This window comes from Microcoleus sp. N9_A1, from assembly GCF_036701795.1.
Lineage (GTDB): Bacteria > Cyanobacteriota > Cyanobacteriia > Cyanobacteriales > Microcoleaceae > Microcoleus.
Genome location: NZ_JAUBRI010000013.1, coordinates 54,747 through 74,710, shown reverse-complemented (window position 1 = coordinate 74,710; position 19,964 = coordinate 54,747). Strand labels below are relative to the sequence as shown.

14 protein-coding genes are annotated in these 19,964 nt (G+C 45.2%); 5 read left to right on the top strand and 9 right to left on the bottom strand.

The genetic code is table 11. The annotated features are described in order from the left end of the window. Nucleotides 1–92: 92 nt before the first annotated feature. Nucleotides 93–2,477 (bottom strand): GAF domain-containing protein, encoded by a 2,385-nt coding sequence (locus QUA58_RS08735; RefSeq protein WP_333393686.1) that lies wholly within the window; start codon nt 2,475–2,477, stop codon nt 93–95. Between the two features lie 746 nt (nt 2,478–3,223). Between QUA58_RS08735 and QUA58_RS08730 the strand changes: the two genes are divergently transcribed. Beyond that, nucleotides 3,224–4,006: a calcium-binding protein gene (locus QUA58_RS08730; RefSeq protein WP_333252776.1), complete on the top strand. Its 783-nt coding sequence runs from the start codon at nt 3,224–3,226 to the stop codon at nt 4,004–4,006. Nucleotides 4,007–4,978: 972 nt separating this feature from the next. Here QUA58_RS08730 and QUA58_RS08725 read toward each other — a convergent pair. The 3 genes from QUA58_RS08725 to hetZ all read right to left on the bottom strand — a co-directional run bounded on the left by QUA58_RS08725 (nt 4,979) and on the right by hetZ (nt 9,791). Further along, entirely contained in the window at nt 4,979–7,342 is a 2,364-nt protein-coding gene (locus QUA58_RS08725) for a transglutaminaseTgpA domain-containing protein (RefSeq protein WP_333393684.1), read from the bottom strand. Nucleotides 7,343–7,558: 216 nt separating this feature from the next. After that, nucleotides 7,559–8,617 carry a hypothetical protein gene (locus tag QUA58_RS08720; protein ID WP_333393682.1) on the bottom strand — a complete coding sequence of 353 codons (1,059 nt, stop codon included), beginning with the start codon at nt 8,615–8,617 and terminating at the stop codon, nt 7,559–7,561. After that, the gene (gene hetZ / locus QUA58_RS08715) at nt 8,610–9,791 is read right to left on the bottom strand and encodes a heterocyst differentiation protein HetZ (protein ID WP_333252784.1); all 1,182 of its coding nucleotides are present in this window, start codon (nt 9,789–9,791) and stop codon (nt 8,610–8,612) included. The genes QUA58_RS08720 and hetZ overlap by 8 nt, the downstream gene beginning before the upstream one ends. A gap of 804 nt (nt 9,792–10,595) precedes the next feature. On the opposite strand from hetZ, the gene QUA58_RS08710 reads away from it, so the two are divergent. Further along, nucleotides 10,596–11,849: a transposase gene (locus QUA58_RS08710; RefSeq protein WP_333393680.1), complete on the top strand. Its 1,254-nt coding sequence runs from the start codon at nt 10,596–10,598 to the stop codon at nt 11,847–11,849. Nucleotides 11,850–12,627: 778 nt separating this feature from the next. Then, nucleotides 12,628–13,167, top strand: a complete 540-nt coding sequence (locus tag QUA58_RS08705; RefSeq protein ID WP_333252791.1) for a Dps family protein — start codon at nt 12,628–12,630, stop codon at nt 13,165–13,167. Nucleotides 13,168–13,289: 122 nt separating this feature from the next. On the opposite strand, the gene QUA58_RS08700 is transcribed toward QUA58_RS08705, so the two are convergent. Next, the gene (locus QUA58_RS08700) at nt 13,290–14,396 is read right to left on the bottom strand and encodes a glycosyltransferase family 2 protein (RefSeq protein ID WP_333252793.1); all 1,107 of its coding nucleotides are present in this window, start codon (nt 14,394–14,396) and stop codon (nt 13,290–13,292) included. A 606-nt stretch (nt 14,397–15,002) separates the two neighbouring features. On the opposite strand from QUA58_RS08700, the gene QUA58_RS08695 reads away from it, so the two are divergent. Next, on the top strand, nt 15,003–16,073 hold the full coding sequence (locus tag QUA58_RS08695; RefSeq protein ID WP_333252869.1) for a glycosyltransferase family A protein: 1,071 nt from the start codon (nt 15,003–15,005) through the stop codon (nt 16,071–16,073). An 87-nt stretch (nt 16,074–16,160) separates the two neighbouring features. Continuing rightward, nucleotides 16,161–17,612: an NAD(P)/FAD-dependent oxidoreductase gene (locus QUA58_RS08690; RefSeq protein WP_333393678.1), complete on the top strand. Its 1,452-nt coding sequence runs from the start codon at nt 16,161–16,163 to the stop codon at nt 17,610–17,612. Between the two features lie 30 nt (nt 17,613–17,642). Here QUA58_RS08690 and QUA58_RS08685 read toward each other — a convergent pair whose 3' ends face one another. The 4 genes from QUA58_RS08685 to QUA58_RS08670 all read right to left on the bottom strand — a co-directional run bounded on the left by QUA58_RS08685 (nt 17,643) and on the right by QUA58_RS08670 (nt 19,654). After that, entirely contained in the window at nt 17,643–18,035 is a 393-nt protein-coding gene (locus QUA58_RS08685; protein ID WP_333252802.1) for a hypothetical protein, read from the bottom strand. Between the two features lie 62 nt (nt 18,036–18,097). After that, nucleotides 18,098–18,391, bottom strand: coding sequence for a nucleotidyltransferase domain-containing protein (locus tag QUA58_RS08680; RefSeq protein ID WP_333252804.1), 294 nt, complete (start codon nt 18,389–18,391; stop codon nt 18,098–18,100). 226 nt (nt 18,392–18,617) lie between these two features. Next, entirely contained in the window at nt 18,618–19,100 is a 483-nt protein-coding gene (locus QUA58_RS08675; protein WP_333393676.1) for a transposase, read from the bottom strand. Nucleotides 19,101–19,219: 119 nt separating this feature from the next. Further along, nucleotides 19,220–19,654: a GMC oxidoreductase gene (locus tag QUA58_RS08670; protein ID WP_333393674.1), complete on the bottom strand. Its 435-nt coding sequence runs from the start codon at nt 19,652–19,654 to the stop codon at nt 19,220–19,222. Nucleotides 19,655–19,964: the final 310 nt, after the last annotated feature.

Sequence of the window (19,964 nt, the reverse complement as noted above, 5' to 3'; positions counted from 1 at the left end):
TTTCAGGGGGATAGGAGCGATCGCACTCTGCCCCAAACAGCAGGATATGGAAGCGATCGCACTGGGCCTCAAACAGGCAAGTGAACGGGTTCTCAATCGCTGACTACCGTAACTTCACAGATAGTAGAAATAGATTCCGGTTCAGGCAAAATACGCACGCGGGCGAATTTTAAACCGCTAACTCCTTGTTGTGATTCTACCATGCCCGTCTGAACTTTTGGCTCTACCCAACCTTCGCGAGACAAGTAGCGCAAGTATTGCTGATACTCTTCCCACTCCTCCTCGGTGGAATAAACAACAGTCAACATTCCCGACTGGGTAATCCGCTCTTGTGCGTCTTTGTCAACGGCTTTTTCGATCCGCTTTTTGACAAGTTCGTAGCGAATGTCGCGAGTGCCTTTGACATCAAACATTTTTTCGGTATTTTCGTTGTGGAAAATGTCGATCGTGGTATTCTGCACTAAGACTAAATGTGCGAGTTCCATGTCGATTTGAGACTCGGCTTGCAGGCGAAAAACTGTGCGACCGCAATCGCAAATTGCTCGCAGTTGTTCGTACCGCAAACTGTGCAGGTGAAACTGGCTAAATTTGGAGTCGATCGATTTTCCTACATAAATCATGTGATCGATGCCGTCGGTGCATTCGATGTCGCAGTAGTGGGGCAAAATTTGCTGCATTTTTTCTTGCCAGCGGGCCCAGGTTTCTTGGAGTTTGGTGCTGATTAAGTTCAGCATTTGGTCGTAGCGGTTGCGATCGGTGTAAACGCAGTTATGTTCATTTTCACAGGCTGCTTGGTAAGCTTCAACGGCTGCCTCAACAAGCGGCCCGCACTGCACAAAATAGTCAAAATATACTTCTAAATGCTCGTTTAAATACTCGGCGGCTCGCACCTCCATATCGACTGTTACTTTTTCTTTTAAATGCTGGATGTAGTCAAGCAAGTCGAGCCGCATTTGCTCGCCGAGGTGGGTAGTTTGTGTTTCGCAAACGGCATCAGCTATCGCTAAACCTAAGCGGAATTGTTCGAGCAAATCAGTTTGAATGGCTCGGTTTCTTTCGTCGCTAGAACCGCGAATGTCCGAAATTCCGTACAGCGGATGAACGTCAGCAAATACGATTGTTTCTGGAGGTAGTCCCCAACTTCGCCTTTCTGCTTCTTGAGCGAACCGCCACTCGACTGCGGGGTGGATGTTGTGAATGTGGGTAAACCGCTCCTGGATGGCTTGCCGCAGGGCTGCAATGAAGGCGGGAATGAGTTCTTGGGCGTGTTGAGTGTCAATGCCGTTGAAGTGGTTTGGCCGATCGCACAACAGCCCCACAACTCCCAAAATCCGCACCCCGCACCCCTCACGGGTGACGGATTTGACTACCAGGGGCACCAGCAGCATCGATCGAGTTCCCATTCTCCGCAAAGTTCGATCGCACTCGGTTTCGCACTCCCTACGCAAGTCTGGCACGTTCCAAACTTGATTTGCTGCTGTGGCCTTCAAAAAGTGAGAAGCTTCTAGGGAATTCATTGAATAAAGAATTGGCTGCAAATGTTGGCCGTCTTTTGCAACTAATAGCTGTACCTGTTCGCCGTCGGGCCGCAGCAGCAAAGTGCCGTCAGCATTGAAGAGCGATCGCAAACACCGATCGATTCTCTCAAATTTGTCTGGCTGCAGCATCGAATCTTGATCGATCAATAACTGAGTCAGCCGCCGAATTTGCTCCTGCACGGTGACATCAAAACCTTCTAGCAGCAGCAAGCCTTCTACGCGGTAATTATCCAACTGCAATCGAGCGGCTAAATTTTCCAGTTGATTCGGCTGCATCAGCCAAGCTTCTCGTTCCGAAACCGGCATTAATCTTAAAGAAACATCCGCAAATTCATCTATTTTTGAGTCAATTCGAGTAATTTTTAACTGTTCCGAACCCAGCCAAAATTCTATAAATCTGGGTTCTCGGTGTTTGGGGTTTTTTACACTCGCCGTGACAGGTTCGTCTAGCACCCGCAAACCGTCGATATCCATCTGATAATATTGCTTAAATACCCAGTGCAAAAGATGGCGGCGGTACAATTGTTCTGCTGTTTTGCCGTCCCCATCCTCGAACAGTTCCAGCAGAGTCATGTCGGTTTCTGCAAACAAACCGTTGGTAGATTGATTTGCCAAGGACGTTTCCTCCCAACCGGCCAAGCGGCAAAATGCTGCGTTAGCGTACCGTAGGGCAAAAGTTCCTGGTTGCATTACTGCGATTAAAACGCGGCGATCGCCGAGAAATTGAAACAATCGCTGTAAATCTTGTTTCCACGTTTTCAAGGGTTCAATTTCAGAAGATTGACTGGGTACTTGGCCCGCCAAAGCTTCCAGTAGCTGTTCTATACTTGGTTCGCTGGGCAGATTGTTACTGTCTTGCTTTGTTGGGACGATATCTGTCGCTGGCAGTGATTTTACGGAGTTGTTGTTTTGATGGGAAGACGATTTAGGAGTAGACATGAGTAAAACACCTGAAAGCAGTGGATTTTGCCAAAAAATATCAGCGATCGGCGATTATGGCTTTGTAAAGAGCTTAGATCCTGTTTGTAAAGTTTGTGTATGGGTATCGGAAACTGGGTTTTTCTCGGACGATGGGCCCAGGGACTTTTACTTTTATTCACAAACAACCTCTCAGTCTCGACGTTATAGGTGATATTAACCTGTTTACCTGCTAGGGGGTAACACCCATTATAAGCGGTACACAGTAGCGGATAGTGTCAGCAACTAATGCTATTTGACTCAGAGGCGAGATATATAGCAGGTTGGGGTTGAATGAAGCACAGCCCTGTTAACAGTTGACAGTTGACAGTTGACTTCGGAGTGCGAAGTTTTTAGGCAGGGGATTTAAGCCCCAGCCTAAAAACAATCCACCTAAAGGTGGGGGCTTAAATCCCCTGTGCTTTGGTAATTGGGAATTGAGAATTGGTAACTTATACGCTCGCGTAGCCGAAGTATTGGTAATTGTAATTGACTATAGCAATCCTAAATGAGTCGTCAACTTTTTACCCCACCCCAACCCTCCCTTATCAAGGGGAGAGAGTAAGAAATTCACAAATGATGCGAGGATTGCTATATAGACCAGCAGGTTGCTTGTCCTTAATTGAGGAAATAAAAGTTGCGACCAAAATTCAAACATCCTTGCTATTTGGCAAGGGAATAATTAAAATGTATAATACAGCTAACAGGATTTTTGAAAGGACATAGTTATGGCTTTAACGGTTAACAATCTCATCGGCGATGTGACGGGATTTCCTGTATTCGCTGGCGGCGGGCCACGTCTTTTGGGATTCGCTACACCCGATGAGATTAACGTAGGGAATGGAAATTTGTCGTCTTTTCCCTGGGGAGTTTGGGGACTTGATGGCAATGATACTATAGGAGGTTCATCGGATTCCAACGAACGTCTGTTAGGAAATAACGGCAATGATATTATCGGTGGTGGCGGCGGAAATGACATAATTTACGGCGGGAAAGATGACGATCTCTTGGATGGAAATGATGGCAACGACCTAGTTAGGGGCGACACCGGAAATGATATTATCTTTGGAGGGTTCGGGAACGATATCCTGCGGGGAGGGCAAGGAGACGACGATTTAGACGGCAATGACGGCAACGATTTCTTAGCGGGCGATCGGGGAGTTGACGTGCTCACGGGAGGCCTCGGTGCTGATATATTTGTACTCAGAAGCAACGATGAAGCATTTGGTATAAATGGAGCAGATGTCATTACCGATTTTAACTTTGACGAGGGCGATCGTATCGGTTTGACGGACGGTTTAACAGAACTAGACCTTTTCTTTGAAGACGACAATTTGATTGCTTACGATAATGACGGAATTATCAACGACATGGTGATTGAAAACATAATTACCGGACAGATTGTGGGGGTAGTTTTAAATACCAACAGCTTTGAACTTACTGGTGCATTTGAACAATCGAGTCCGTTTGCCTTGGCAGTTAACGGTTCTCAATTCCAGTTTTTAGCTTAGTTATTTGTAGGGAATTAGACGGGCGATCGGGCTAGTTCCGGGTAGGGAAACGGCACTGCAGTTTCCCTACAGATAGCGGGCAATCGATCTATACGCAACCGTACTTTGCAGAATTGATACTAAAAATTTATGCCTTTAGATATTTTTTAGCCTCATCTAAAAGTAGAAATTCAAACTAGGGGAAAGTATATACAGGACTTTGCGATTTTATGAGGTTCAATTAAGTGAAAAGCACCTGATAGCTAAAGCTCATGAAATCCTATTCTTTAGACCTCCGCTCAAAAATAGTGACAGCGCACTTGGCAGAGAAGATGTCAAGCGAGAAAAGTAGCTGCCCCGTTTTGCGTTACTAAGAGTTGAGTATTGGGAAAAAATCCGAAATATCGAGGCCCAAAACAAGCATATTTTTAGACGAAGTGTGAAGCGTACCTATCTGGCAAAAGTGATGGATAAAGACAAGCAAACACAATTTAAAAGTAAGCGCAATTGCAACACCTTTTGTACTGGTAGTTGTTTTGAGCGAATAGAGGTGCTTTGATAACGCCTTTGAGAGTTTTCGGATTCATTCCAGAATCTCCGTGGCTTCAGCCCTGGGGAGTATCAATCATTGCTGCTACTGTACCTCATAGCATCGGAAAGTGCTGTAATATGGTGTCTCATTACACTATCATTCTGCCGTAAGGATTCAGGTCTAAAAACTTGTGGCTCCAACGCTTGTCTGGTAAGGGTTTGAGGGCAAAATAATGGTTTTTGTCCTTCGTGGTTGATTGTCAATAAATGACGAAAAATGACATTTTTTCGTCATTTATTGATAATAGATATTTATTGAGCATCAAGCTCCAGAGCTAAAGTCTTTGCCCAGCAAGGAGTTCAGTGACCTGAATCCTTACATTCTGCCTATTCAGGACGGCGAATGTCTGAGGGGTTTGACCCCTCAGACATTCGCCAACAGTCTCTTTCGATCGCCGATTTTTATCTTAACTTTTTGAGTTTCTTCAAGTGCGATCGCCTCAAATTTTCCACCAACTGCCGCAACTGGTTCAAATTTCCCGCTTCGCCGCCATACTTCCATCGCACGTAAGCTTGCGAAACTTCATCAATCACCTCAGCTTCATCAGTTGCATGATTACCGCGCATTGCCTCAGCATACTCCAAAGGCGTTTGAGCTTTCTGCTTGGCAAATCCCCTACTCGCCAAATCCTTCAACATTTCCTGATAAACCCCCTCCACAGGCGGCAACTTCGCCAGCCAGCGGCGGTGGCGCCACTTGCGCCACACTTGCCAAATTAACCAGCCAATAAAGCCAAAGCCGATCGCAGCAATTAAGCCAGTAAATAACCCCACCCAACCCTTAGCAAACTGTCCCAGAAACCAGCCCACAATCAAACTGATCCAGCCAATTACAAAACCTATGACTGAATCCAGCCCGCTTCTGAGAGGAGTCGGTAGCCAACCCGCGATCCACTTCCAAAACGATTCCAGCGCACTAAAAGTCTGGTTGTCTTCCACCGAAGCCGGAATCAGCGGATAACCGGGAATCGGATTAAAAGCAAACCAGCCGTTATTGGGAAAATATACCTCCGTCATCAAAAAAGCGTCGGTATTTTTCACAATATACAAACCCGTAAACGGGTTAAATTCCCCCGTATCGAAACCGCCCGCCAGTCGCGCCGGAATCCCGATCGACCTCAGCATAATTGTCAGTACAGTCGAAAAGTGGTCTGGATATCCGCCTGTAACTTTTTTGCCGGCCTGAGTGTTTTTGTAGCCAAACAAAAAACCTGCTACTAAATCTTCACCTTCTTCTAAGTAAGGCAAAGCTTTTACAAGTTTGTAATTCGGGTTTTGCTTCAAATATTGAGCCAAATACAAAGCTTTTTCGTAGGGAGAATCGATCGCCCTGTCCGACTTAGCCACTCTTGTTCTCCCCAACAAGATCTCTTCAGTTTTTTCTCGCACCTTCTGGGCAATTTCCGGTGGCACATCCAAATAAAACTTGCGAATATTTTTCGGGTAATTAGTACCAGTTTTCCCCAATAAAGAGCGATCGCGAAAAGGTACATTTGAAATCACCGTATAAGTCAAACCATCCGCCAATTCCACAGGCGATCGCAAACCCCCCTCCGCATCAATCGCCACCTCTGTCGTCGGAAAATAAAGTTCCTTCGGCTTGTTTAAAGCCGGAATCAAATTCGGCAACTGAGCAACAATAGTATAACTTTGAATCACCTCTTGAAAGCGGGGCGCATTGGGAAAAGGATTCAGATAAAATTGATAAGACCAGCGAGGTCTATTCACCTTAAAAGCGTCATCGTTGCGAGAAATTTCCCAACCCTGACCGGTGTATTTGTCAAAGCCTAACACTCGCCAAAAACCCGCAGCCTGCGATCGCACCCGCATCACCACTTGAGGTTTCATTTCCCCCCGCAAATTTTGATTGATGCGCTGGTTGAAACCGTAATAAAAAGTAGAGTCCACCTCTCCTGGCCCAGAGTCTGGGTTTCTCCCCCTTCCTCCGCCAGTCCCTTTTTGATTTCCCCCTCTAACATACCCCGGATTGGTAATGCTGCGCGAGTCAAACTCCCCCTGATATTCAATAGGAGCACTCACCGGAAAAGTCCGCAACTGATAGCCAGGGAGGCGTGGCAAAAACGCAAAAATAGTCAGCCCCAACCCGACAGTTATCAGCAGCAGCCAAGCAAAATACTTTGGGGATAAAGTAGCAGCAAATAGCGACAGGCTTTCATTTTTCCCTTTACCTTGTGCTTTTTCGCCAATGACTTCTGGCTTCAAAAATCCCAAGCGCGATCGATAATCCAACACCAAAGTCGGCAGCGCTAAAGCCAAAAACAACAACAACAGCGGCCCAAAAGTCAAGGTTTGGCTGAGAGTCGCTGCTACCCCTAACAAAATTAGCCCGATTACCATCGAGTAGCCTAAATCCTTGCGGCGAGGCAAATCGAAACTGTGCAGCACTTGAAGTTGGATTAACAGTTGCGCCAAAACTAACCGCGTATCATTCAATTCTCCCACCAAGCGGCTAAAAAAAGCGAACAGCGCCACCAGCATTCCAATAGCTATGCAGAACTTAGCAGCTACATTGCGATCGCGGCGGCGGTACCAACTCCAAGTTGCTCCCACAATACTAACAGGCACAGCCCACAGGTTCAGGGCTTCTTCAGCAGCAACGTCAGTTGCCACAATTCCCACAATTACCAACAACTGAACTAGGATTCGCAGCAGTAAAGAATCCTCAATCACCGGCGGAGGCATGGCCTCAATCTGCTCCCACAGCTTACCCAAAACAGGTATATTTCGCAGGTTATCAGTTGTCATGTGCACCCATCCAAGTCAACGAGCAGTAGATTGTAGATTTTAGATTTTAGATTGACTCTCGCATTGAATCTGGGAGGGCTTTAACTAATATCTAAAATTTTTGGCTTTCCATGACAGAAGTCGAGGAATTGCATTTGTTTTTGTGTGAGGTCAAACCACAGAGTAAAAACCTAAATTATTTACTCTAATTTGACTTTTCTATTTGCTATTTTGTCTTTACAAAGTTGGACGAATAGCAAACATCAGAGGTCTGGTATCGAAGTTTTGGAATTTAACTTCTAGGGCATAAGTCTTGTCAGGTTGCGGGTCAAACAACTCCACACTTAAATGCCCGGAATTCGGACGCTGTGCAGTTGCTTCGGCATCTCCTCCCTTGAGTTCCAAACTTCCTCCCCCTGGAAATTCGCACTCAACTCTTAAACACGGCCTTGGTGGTTCTGTGTTGCGGTTCGACAGGTATTGAGCTGAGAGAGTCAGCGAACCCAAAGCAGTCAGCCACTCCCGCGAAACCGGGGGCTGATTTACAGGACAATTCAAAGTTAGAGACTCAATGATTTCTCGGGCGGCCAACAGCGACATGAGCATTTGTTGATCGGTAGTTGCCTCGGAGTAATTCGGTAAATCTTCTACTTCTGAAGCTGTAATTCCTCTGGCAGCACCCATGAGTACCAAACCAGCTAATTTGTTAAGTTCCTGAGACTGGCCGGGAAACAAGCCATCTACAGCGCGAACTAACTTCGAGCCTTCCCGCAGCGACGACATTACCAGTTCCTGACAAGGTTCTAGCAGTTGAGCAAAAACCCCTTGGGCGATCGGAATTGGCAGGCGGCCCCACCTGATATTTTGTAGTTGGGGAGTCCAGAGGTGTAGGGGGGGAACCCATTGCGGGGCTACATCGTCTGGGTAATCGTGGTCGTAGCTTTTGAATTCTGTTTCCCAGGGGAACAGCGGCGGATTAGATTCAATTTCGGCTCTAAGCCTTTCTTTTAACAAGGTCTGAAAACGGTCTTGCACGGTCGGTATTTCTCCAATTGTCTGCGGTTGTGCGGGTGCATTGCTGTGCGCCCCCACTTGATAGTCCAGCGGGTCTGGTTCGTCCCATTCCCAGTATTCCACCCCGGAATTCTCTTCTGTGTCGTCCCACTCTTGTGAGCCAGGGGACGGATTGAAGTTTTCCTCATCTTGGCTAGAGGCATTCGCGATCGGCGCCTGCAATATCCAGTCTAAAAAATGGCGATCGAAAGCCTCTGCATCCCTGTTCGTTTCGTTATTCATCACTAGATGCCCCTTCTCCGGAATCTGAACGATTTCGCAATTCCCACGCAAGTTCCAGCAATTTAAACCACCGCTTCTGTACCTGGGCTACCGTGCTGCCCAGGGTTTGGGCGATCGCTGACTCTGACAGACCCTGTTGCTTCAACTTTAGCAAACGCTGTCCCTCTGGACCAATTTGCTCGCCAAACGCCTGCCACTGAGAAGGCAGCAAACCTAAATTTTTGTCTAAGTCTGCTTCCAGCCACTGGTGAACGAGTTCCCAACGGTGCGACATGGCGAACCTGAGCAAGTGGTACTTGAAGCGCTGCTGCAAATAGTCTCTTTGGCGGGGAGTTATGCCCAGGATCGACTCTATTTCGTTAGTCGGCAAGTCTTGCAAGCGCAGCACGAAGTAATCGGCGCATTCTTCTTGGTTGCGCTCTTTCAAGTAGGCGACTAATTCGTCAATCACGTTTTGCCGCAGAGATTCTGACTCGTCGGCTTGGGGGCGAATTGCAGATGAACCCTGTCCGGCCATCGCTTCCCGCACGGAGTGTACCGAGGTGTCGTTCCAAGTTTGGTCGGAATCTGAAGCCCCTCCGTCGGCGGCTTGTTCCATATCTACAGAGGTTTCTTTGGGCTGCTGCTGGGAAAAGGTTTGGGCCCGTAAAATAATTAGTTGCTGGCTGCGGTTCCGAGGTAATGGAATGCGCCGCTTGCCGAAGCGCTCTACAAAGGCCATGTACTCTGCTAGTTCTAAGCGAGTGCGGGGACTGTAGGTAGGTGGCAATTGGGTTTCGCGCCGGAATGCCTTTAAAGCTTCGAGATAAAATCCTTGCAAAAAATCTTTGATCAGTTCTACTCGCGCCTGATAGCTAGACTGCACCTGCGGAGGGGTGATGTAGCGATAGACGATCGCGCTGAGGGTACTGTGCAATTCTACTCGCCCGGGCCCGGAGCCTAAATTGTAATAGTGGAGGCATTGTTGCAAGCGGTGCTGAGCCAGGCTCATGGCTGAACCTTCTATGTCTCCGGATGCTTGAATCCGCAGGCTTTCGGTGCATATCCTAGTGACTTCTGCTGCGAGTCGCCCTGCTACATCTTGGCAGTTCTGCTCAGACGCGCGAGTGGACTTTTTTAGTTCGTCTAACAGCAGTTGAAATATGGTTTCCACGCTCTGGCAGATTTCCCGCATGATGGTTTACAGCTAACAATGAAAGTAGCACAGTTAGTAAAAGTATGGATAAATATTTCCTACCGCTACTTTACCCCGTATTCCCCAGATAGGACAAACTGCAATGCCCTCTTTCTCCTCCTTCGCGCAAACACAGAGGACTGCTTTTTTTATCTGTCCTGGAGGCGCCATCCGCCAAAAACTAGGTTTAAACAGTTGCCACTGCAACGATGCTTCATCAGAGTGTCGGGTTTGAGAAAGCCTTCAGGGGGGCCGACAACGCCACACTGCCGTTGATACTTTCGGCTTAGTGCTATGGTGGTCACAGCAGCAAGGGTTCCCGAAGGTGAAGCGAACACACAGCTTCTCCCGGTGGTCTACTAGATGGGACAAAGGGTGTCAGGGCTGTATTTGTTTGTTAGAGTCGATCGAGGTGACAGTGGCCAACGGTTTCTCAAATCGATGATGGATAGCTTGGGATGGATTATTCAGGTAGTTGTACGATCGCAACACCCAAGGCTTTGTTTTACTGAAAATAACAATCCGTGGTTGAACAAACTTTTGCTTGGCTCAATTTAGTATGGACGGTTGAGCAAGTACGATCGGCGATTACCTGCTTCCTCACCAAAAAACGAGAGGGAAGCTCCTGGCTTTAGACATTGGGAGGAACTAGGTAGCGGTTTCAACCGCCTTCAATATTTTTTTTGTATTGGTTGTTTTGTAGGCATACTTTACCCTTGAATTGCGAATACTATGCTAATATAAACCAAGGAGGAAAACAGAATGTATGGATGCCAGCAAAATCTAATCAGTCCAGGCAAAGACTTGACAGCAGTCTTAGAATTTCTGTGTAGTGAAGCCTCTAAATTAATCAATTGTGGAGTTTACTATTCCCGACAACTCTTCTTTAAGACAGGTAAAGTTCCCAATAGAGCTAAGCTACACAAGGTATTGGGAACAGAAAATCATAACGTCCACTACAAAGCTTTTTATTCAGATACCGCACAACAGATATTAACTAGCGTTGCTGAGTCTTTCAAGTCCTATTTTGGCTTACTGACGGGAATCAAAGAAGGGACGGTGACGCAACGTCCAAGACTTCCTGGATACAGAAAAGGCGGATTAGCACTGGTTACATTTACAGGTAGATCGGTCAAATTAAAAAATGGAATGTTGCGATTTCCTTTAGGGAAGCAAGTTAAAGCTTGGTTAGGCATAGATGCGTTCTATCTGCCCATGCCATCTAATTTAGAGCATTCTTGTATTCGAGAGTACAGGATTTTACCCAGAAACGGATGTTTCTATCTGGAATTGGTTTACCAAAAAGAAGCTGTCCAATCCGATGTGAACGTTGATTCTGTGTTGATGCTCGATCATGGGATAGACAACTGGATAACTTGTGTTAGCAATATTGGAGCTTCATTCATCGTAGACGGAAGGCATCTAAAGTCTATCAACCAAGGTAACAACAAACGAGTGGCAACCTTGATGTCTGGAAAAGACAACGGATTCTGGTCGAAAAGACTGGAACGGCTGACCGAAAGCAGAAATATAACAATGCGGGATGCGGTTAATAAAGCTGCTCGTAAGGTCATTAATCATTGTGTATCGTCCAAGATTAGTACAGTGATATTTGGATGGAACAAGAATCAGAAAAATTCGCTCAACCTAGGTAAAAAGACGAATCAAAAATTTGTTCAGATTCCCACGGGTAGGTTAAAAGATAGAATTGCTCAACTGTGCGAACAGTACGGAATAAAATTCATAGAAACTGAAGAATCTTATACCTCAAAAACTTCGTTTCTCGATGCTGACGAACTGCCTAAATTCGGTGCGAAACCCGAAGGGTGGAAAGCTTCTGGAACAAGAATTAAACGTGGATTATATCAGACGGCGAATGGATGGCTAATTAATGCAGACTGCAATGGGTGTGCAAATATTGGTCGTAAAGTAGCAACAATACTTGGAATTGATCTCAGTGGAGTTGGTAGGGGTGATTTGTCAGCACCCGTAAGACTTAAATTATGGTCTTATGAATCCCCGTCTATGAAAGGGCTGGGGAGTTGTCAAAAGCAATGATATATAGCCATCCTAAATCATTTTTGAATTTCTTACTCCCTCCCCTTGATAAGGGGAGGGTTGGGGTGGGGTAAAAAGTTTACGACTCCTGCAAGGATTGCTATACATCTTCCTGATTGGTTTATCGCTATTTAACAAACCCAAAATTATCGGTGTTCATGTAAGCCAATTTGAACACTATCAAGGGTTCCATCCTAGAAATATTTATACTTTCGGGGCTTAAGCATTAAAGTAATCATCAGCCACTTTGGCCATAAAGTTTTGATGGCGATCGCCCGTCTGTTTCTTGGCAGCATCCTTAAACGTCGATTGAGCGGTTGCACTCAATATCATTTCTAGCATCCCAATCACAGAGGTCAGCACCGCTCATGTCCGAAACTCTGTTTCCTAGCCTTTTAGGATAACTGGGGTTATATTTAATTGTAAGCCCCTGATGCCGTCATTTTAAGCAGCCCGCACAATTAAGTGTGTGTGATGTTCGTTAACTTCGGCATAAATTCCTTGATTTTTACTAACAATCAGAGTGCCGCCCCCTTCTCTAGGGGGATTGAGCGGGGGCTCACCAACGGCCCAATCGCTGTGTTCGCCAAACAAAGGCGCTCAGGAACAATAAGTTTCATTGCATCTATCTAAGGGTATCAATCTTGCAATTACTTTAACCTGAAAAGCAGATATTTTACGAAAGTTCGATCGTCTTCGATCGTCCTCTGGGTTGATGTAAGTGGTTAGGTAAATTTGTTCTAATAAATGTAAAGTTAGATTTGAAGGAACAATTTCAATGCGTAAGTTAAACATAGGTCTATCTGACGAGCAGCGTGCAGGCGTTATCGAACTATTGAATCACGACCTGGCAGATGCTTATCTGCTGTTAATCAAAACCAAAAAGTATCACTGGGATGTAGTGGGCCCACAGTTTAGATCGCTCCACCAGTTGTGGGAAGAACACTATCAGGCGTTAACACTAAATATCGATGCTATGGCCGAACGGGTGAGAACTTTAGGTGGCTATCCAATTGGTACTGCTGAGGGTTTTCTGAAGTATGGCTCGATTAAAGAACATATCGGCGATTTGCCTTTGGCTACCGAAATGGTATCGCGTTTAGTTGACGACCACGAACTGATTATTCGCAATCTCCGCAAACACGTTGAACAGTGCGGTGAAGAGTTTAAGGATGATGGAACCGCAGACTTTTTGACTGGTTTGATGGAACAGCACGAACAAATGGCTTGGATGTTGCGCTCGTTTATTGAAGGGGAATCCCTTGCGCCCGACGGTAAGCAGCCGAAAGCTCAAACTGCTACAGCTTCTCACGCTTAGAGATATATAAGTAGAAGGAAGAAGCAAAAATTTATTTCCGTTGATTTAACTCTCTTCCATAGCTTGCCTCAAAAACCAGGTTTCTTTAAGAAATCTGGTTTTTGAGCTTGGGTTTATTCGCGTTATCGGTTGGCAAAATTATTGAATCGCATTCTTTCATAAACCTGGGATGGGAGCATTTTATGAATCATGGTTCGCCTCTTGATGGTGGAAATTGTTGTGCCTTCAGTCTCTGTTGATGTTGATGTTGATATTGATTTTAAGGCTGACCCAGATAGAGTAACTGATGAAACTAGAATTTTTAATATACTTTCTATTGATAAAATGTACAAATTATGGCGTAAAATAGTCATCAATGAATCTTCTAGAAAAGCTCGATATAGCCAAAATAATGTACTGCGATGGTTGCCGTTACGGTTGCTTTTAACGGCTAAATTGTATATATAAAAACTGCTGTTAGACCAGCGATAAATATTGGCAGGAATTTCAGGATGCCGCTCCCGGACATCTGCCATAATTAGAGAGTGAGATTTTGCCATTGCTTCATAGTTGCAAGACATACTGCTGGAAATCTGTCGGTAGCCCACTAAAAATTCTGGCACTACTTTAAATTGATAATGCTCAGCGATGCGGAGAAAAAGTTCCAAGTCTTCGCAGCCTTGGGCGTTTTCTGCTTTTAATTGGCAATTGTAACCGCCGACTCTCTCGAAACAAATGCGGCGGATCAGAGATGAACTCGCATTACCCATAAAATATTTATAAACTAAAGCTTTGTATACTTCTCCTTCGATGGTGGAGTTGTAAAATCCACCTGTGAATAAGTCTTTTTCGTTGATATCAAGTGACCATGAATAGACAACTCCTACAGATTGTTCTGATGTAATTAAGCATTCGACTTGTTTTTCTAGGTTTTGGGGATACCAAATATCGTCGGCATCGATGGGAGCAATATATTCGCCTTTTGATTTTTCAATTGCTAGGTTGCGGGCGACGGCGACACCGGCATTTGATTGGTGGAATAAGCTGACTCGGCTATCTTTTTGAGCAAAAGATTGGACTATTTCGGCTGTTGTATCTGTAGAGCCGTCATCAACTACTAAAACTTCTATGTTTTGATAAGTTTGAGATAAGACAGACTCTAAGGTTTTAGCAATAAAATTTTCAGCGTTGAAAGCTGGTATGATGACTGAAACTAATGGCTGATTTAAAGTGTTTTGGGAGGTGTTCATGTAATATAAAAAATGGTTTAGATAAAAGTTTTGGTTCAAAGGGAGCTAGCTAAGGGTATGTTAGCAAATTACGAAAGCCCGATCGTACAGCGTCGGAAATTTTAAGAGGTATATTTAAAATATATTGCCAAAAGTCATAAAATGTGCATTGAGTCCGCAGTCGCGATCGAGACTTGGTGCAGGAGTCACTCGCGGATGAGGTCTGCAAAAGAAATTGTACCGCGCAAGTCCTGACAGTTGCCTGGTGTCCGTATAAACGATGTTTTATTTTATACGGTATGCCTACTTATAAAATCAAAGTCTTGTGCGTTGCAACACAGCCGCACAAAAATGCTGCTGGGGCTTTTTCCCAAGTTTACACAAACAATGACATATTTAAAGATTTTGTAAAGCTGTTGTCTACATCAGGTCAGTCTCAGCAAGATATGGCGTAAAATAGAGGTAAGAATGGGGAAAATCAAATCGATAATACCAGCAAAAAATCTAGCTGAAGACAAACAAAAATCGAGTTATAAATAAAAAAGTAGAGCTGATTTTACCCTTCGTAAAGTAGCACCAATAAAATTCCAGCAAATTTTGGCCCGTGTAATTTAAGTTATTTAGGTGATGATTTCTACCGCTGACCCGACTGTATCCGTGATTATCCCAGTCCACAACGGGGGCGCTTACTTCCGCACCTGTTTGTCAAAACTGGCTCAAGCTGTGCCCAGACCGATCGAGATTATTGTAGTAGCAGATGGCGAAAGCGACGGTTCTTGGCGACTTGCAAAGGAATTCGGGGCAAAATTAATTAGAATTCCTGAATGCGGCGGCCCAGCCCGAGCGAGAAATTTGGGAGCGCAAGCTGCGAAGGGAGATATTCTGTTTTTTGTGGATGCTGATGTGGCTGTTTGTCCAGAAGCTGTGGGCTATGCCATCTCGGTGTTCAAAAATAATCCCTACTTGGCTGCTTTTATCGGCTCCTACGATGATGCTCCTGGAGATCCCGATTTTCTGTCGCAGTACAGGAACTTGCTGCACCACTACGTGCACCAGACAGGTAACGAAGAAGCTTCGACTTTTTGGGGCGCTTGCGGAGTGATTCGCCGGGAAATTTTTTTGCAAATGGGTGGCTTTAATGAGAGTTACCGCCAAGCTTCGATCGAGGATATTGAATTCGGCTACCGTTTGAAACAAGCCGGTCATCAAATTCGGCTGTGTAAAACATTGCAGGTGAAGCACTTAAAGCGTTGGGAAGCGATGGGGATGGTGAAAGCTGACTTTTTTTACCGAGCGCTGCCTTGGACGGAACTTATTTGGCGCGATCGCAAATTGAATAACGACCTCAACTTGCAAGTTTCAAACCGCATCAGCGTGATTTTAACTTATGCAGTCCTGCTGGCAATTCTGGGGACGTGCTGGTCGCTGAGCTTTCTGCTAGTGGCTGGTTTGCTGGCGATACCACTGGTAGCAATTAATGCACCGCTTTACCGATTTTTTTACCGTAAACACGGTATCCTATTTGCCCTGAAAACAATTCCGTGGCACTGGCTTTTCTACTTTTACAGCGGACTGGCATTCGCGATCGGCACGGCTCGCCATTTGTCCCAAAAAAAGCCCTTGACTGCCAAGGTTAGCTTGCCGGTACCGCTGAATAAATCAATCCCAATTGCGCTTCAACATCAGATCGATCGATAGTTTCTCAGGGTATGTACGGGTGCATCTATCTATTTTAGAAGTTATAAATAATAGTATAGTTCGATAAAAAAGCTGGAGGTAGGCTGAGTGAAACATTATCCGGTTGCGATCGTCGGTGCTGGGCCAGCGGGTTTGACTGCTGCTTACGAGCTCGTCAAGCAAGGCATTATCCCTGTTGTGCTCGAAAAAGGAGATAAAGTTGGGGGAATAGCTCGCACCGAAACCTACAAAGGCTATCGTTTCGACATTGGGGGCCACCGCTTTTATACTAAAGTTGCAGCCGTGCAGGAGTTGTGGCAAGAGGTACTGGGAAATGAGTTTATTAAAGTGCCACGATTGTCGCGAATTTTTTATCGAGGTAAATTTTTTAACTATCCGATCAGTGCCTTCAATACTCTGTTTAATTTGGGCATAATTGAGAGTACGCTAATTATTTTGAGCTATGTGAAAGTGAGAATCTGGCCGTTGCCGGAAGAAACAACTTTTGAACAATGGGTGATCAATCGTTTTGGGGAACGTTTGTACAAAACATTTTTTAAGACTTATACTGAAAAAGTTTGGGGCATTCCTTGTTCGGAAATTCAAGCAGATTGGGCGGCGCAGCGGATTAAAGGATTGTCGCTGACGACTGCAATTATTAATGCTTTGTTTGGCAGCAACGATACTAAAACATTAATCAAAGAGTTTGATTATCCGGCTTTGGGGCCGGGGATGATGTGGGAAAAGTTCGCGGAAGCTGTGGAAAATAAAGACGGCAAAGTTTATCTCGATACTAAGGCGATTAGCTTTGAGCGCGAAGGTAATAAGATTAAAAGTATTACTGCGGAGCAAAACGGAGAATTAGTCCAATATTCGGCGGATAATTTTATTACGAGTATGCCGATATCGGCGCTGATAGCGAGGCTAAAACCGCAGCCGCCAGAAGAGGTGTTGCACGCGGCGCGATCGCTCAAATATCGAGATTTTTTGATTGTAGCGCTGATTGTCGATCGCAAGGATTTGTTTCCTGACAACTGGATTTACATTCACTCTCCCGAAGTTAAAGTGGGACGAATTCAAAACTTTAAGAATTGGAGCGCCGCTTTAGTTCCCGATGTCAGCAAAACTTGTTTAGGAATGGAATATTTCTGTAGTGTAGGCGACGAAGTTTGGGAAATGTCGGACGCTGAACTTGTGGAATTAGCAACTCGCGAGTTGGTTGGTTTGGGTTTAGCAACAACTGCTGAGGTTGAAGATGGAGTTGTCATACGGCAACTTAAAGCTTATCCAGTTTATGATGGAGAATATCGCGGACATTTGCAGGTACTTGAAGGTTTTGTGAAGGGTATTGAGAATTTGCAGACGATCGGGCGAAACGGTATGCACCGATACAACAATCAAGACCATTCTATGCTGACGGGGTTGCTGGCGGCGAGAAATATTCTGGGGGAAAAGCACGATTTGTGGGATGTGAATACTGAGCGATCGTACTATGAAGATTTTTCAGTCGATCGCTCAAAAGAAAAAAAGGATTCCGATTTGATGGCGCAGTCTAGTTGATATTTGGGGAACAGTTCGTAATCGACAGCATCACTCAACCTCATTAGATAAACTCTCAAACCACCAGACTAAGGTACGGACATCATCGAGCGCCTGCGTTAACCGATCGCGATCGCCCGTCCAATCGCCATACTCCCCGTGCTCGCCCGCCCCCGACACTATGATGTACTCCAGGAACGGATCGATCTGCACGAGAAACCCACCACTAGACACGTTAAACACCGCGTAGACATCCTCTGGCTGAACAGACCATCGCAAAAAAACGACGCCCGTAGCCAATGCTGGGAATTCGTTGAACACTTCACCGAAGAAGCGTTGAGCGAACGCAGGGGCGCGGGCTAAAGCGATGTCTTGTGGCTCAGTCCACCACGGGCCCTTTGTCTCGCGGCCACAGCGAGGATCGTGTTCTTCAAATTTGTCCATAAGGAATTTCCTCTCTCTTCTCTTCCTCTGTGCCCTCTGCGCTCTCTGTGGTTAAATCATTCCTATGAAACTGTAAACGATATCAGCCTTAAACTCCTGAATCCGACCAATTGCTTGCGCCATATCCCAAAGTGAAGTGCTATCCCGATCGCCCGCTTGGATAAATCACTCGATAGGTTTTCAAAAGCAACCAATACATCCACATTACTATCAGGGCGAAAATCATCCCGCAGTACCGAGCCAAACAGGGCAAATTCGACAATGTTCCAGCGCTGGCAAAATCGTGCGATCGCATCTAGAGAGACTTTTAGGCGATCGGTCACAACATATTCTAAATCTGATTGCAACTCAACCATCCGCGAGCTAACCTCCAATCTGGTAGCTAACGTCTTTTAATTTTAACATCCCAGGTCTGATTGACATTCTGATGCTAATATTTGAAGTAACTTTTACTTCGGAAATAGCTGGCATCATTACCCGACATTTGGGACAAAACCAGCAAATCTTTTGTTTGTGAATGTGCCGCAACAATGGCTCAGAACAACAAGGACATTCCTGCATTCTCTTTTACCATATAATTAATTAGGGGAAAACTATTTTAGGAGCAGCCATATGTCCTAAATAAAGATAGGCAGCCGATCGCAGCACAATTTCGGAATAGAGAATCTTTTGGATGTCTAAACTTGGCGCACGTTTTGCAGTGAATTTGTAAGCCACGATTTCCCCTTCCAAACTGAATTCAGTATCCGTCAAGTAGTGGTCGTGATCGTGCATTCCCTGAAAAATAAACCCGTAAATGGGATTGGGATAAACCGAAGAATCGTAACTTTCAGCAGATACCCAAAGTTGCCCTTGTTTGATATCTGCAAACATTTCTTCTGCGTTTTCGTAACGCATATAATCTGAAAATTGTAGATTTAAAGGCAATTGCTGGAACTCACCCATTAGCCAATCACAGAGTTGGGCGATGGTTTGATCTGAAACTTCGGCTGCCTTACTTTCCAGATAGAGTTTGGCGAGAGTTTCTACTTTTAATGCGGTTATGTTTGCTTTTGTGAGAGTCATATCGCTCCCCTCCTAACCTTGAACTACCTTTATTCTGACAGTTTTTATCAACAACTGCTATGAGCTAGCTCATAATTGAAAAAAAATAGTCAAGGCTATTTAATCGATCGCACTCCCTGTTAATTTTCCATTGCTAAACGTACTTGCTGTGAAACGCAAGCTGTGGCTTTAATTAAATCGGCTGCTTTTTCGCCGATCGCAATTATCGGCCCATTCGTATTTCCTGTGGTGATTGTTGGCATGATTGACGCATCTACCACACGCAATCCCTCAACTCCATGTACCCGTAATTCGGGGTCTACAACCGCCATTGAGTCGGTTCCCATTTTGCAGGTGCCGACAGGATGAAACACCGTACTGCACGTTTCCCGGATGTAGGCTTCGAGGGCTTCATCGCTGTTAACATCCGCACCGGGAGCGACTTCATCACCCCGAAACTCATCAAAGGCACTTGTCTGAAACAATGTGCGGAGTAATTTAATTCCTGCAACCAACTTTTGCAAATCGGATTCACTGTGGAGATAGTCAGAGCGAACGCATCTAAATATACTCACCGCTGATGAACAGTGTTCAATAAGATGCGCTCCCCCTGCTGGGCCAAACATACCCAGGCGAATAAGCCATTTTTAAAATCTAAATTTTGGCAATCGCCGACATTGACGTAGTGACAAAATGCAGATAGCGCAAGTAATATTATGTCAAGTATTTAGTGATGATGCTATTTCTATCGTTGCAGTTCAAGCATTGTCAATAAATACTCAAAAATCTTAGCACGTAATTGAATCAGATATGACCCAATTCCCGACCTTCTTGTGGCAGCAGTGTATCTTTGAGAGTTGACACAAATTTTTTAAACTTGTGCTA

Bases quoted from the DNA above. Each gene is read 5' to 3' on its own strand.
- QUA58_RS08735 (WP_333393686.1), bottom strand. From the start codon at position 2,477: ATGTCTACTCCTAAATCGTCTTCCCATCAAAACAACAACTCCGTAAAA.
- QUA58_RS08730 (WP_333252776.1), top strand. From the start codon at position 3,224: ATGGCTTTAACGGTTAACAATCTCATCGGCGATGTGACGGGATTTCCT.
- QUA58_RS08725 (WP_333393684.1), bottom strand. From the start codon at position 7,342: ATGACAACTGATAACCTGCGAAATATACCTGTTTTGGGTAAGCTGTGG.
- QUA58_RS08720 (WP_333393682.1), bottom strand. From the start codon at position 8,617: ATGAATAACGAAACGAACAGGGATGCAGAGGCTTTCGATCGCCATTTT.
- hetZ (WP_333252784.1), bottom strand. From the start codon at position 9,791: ATGCGGGAAATCTGCCAGAGCGTGGAAACCATATTTCAACTGCTGTTA.
- QUA58_RS08705 (WP_333252791.1), top strand. From the start codon at position 12,628: ATGCGTAAGTTAAACATAGGTCTATCTGACGAGCAGCGTGCAGGCGTT.
- QUA58_RS08700 (WP_333252793.1), bottom strand. From the start codon at position 14,396: ATGAACACCTCCCAAAACACTTTAAATCAGCCATTAGTTTCAGTCATC.
- QUA58_RS08695 (WP_333252869.1), top strand. From the start codon at position 15,003: ATGATTTCTACCGCTGACCCGACTGTATCCGTGATTATCCCAGTCCAC.
- QUA58_RS08685 (WP_333252802.1), bottom strand. From the start codon at position 18,035: ATGGACAAATTTGAAGAACACGATCCTCGCTGTGGCCGCGAGACAAAG.
- QUA58_RS08680 (WP_333252804.1), bottom strand. From the start codon at position 18,391: ATGGTTGAGTTGCAATCAGATTTAGAATATGTTGTGACCGATCGCCTA.
- QUA58_RS08675 (WP_333393676.1), bottom strand. From the start codon at position 19,100: ATGACTCTCACAAAAGCAAACATAACCGCATTAAAAGTAGAAACTCTC.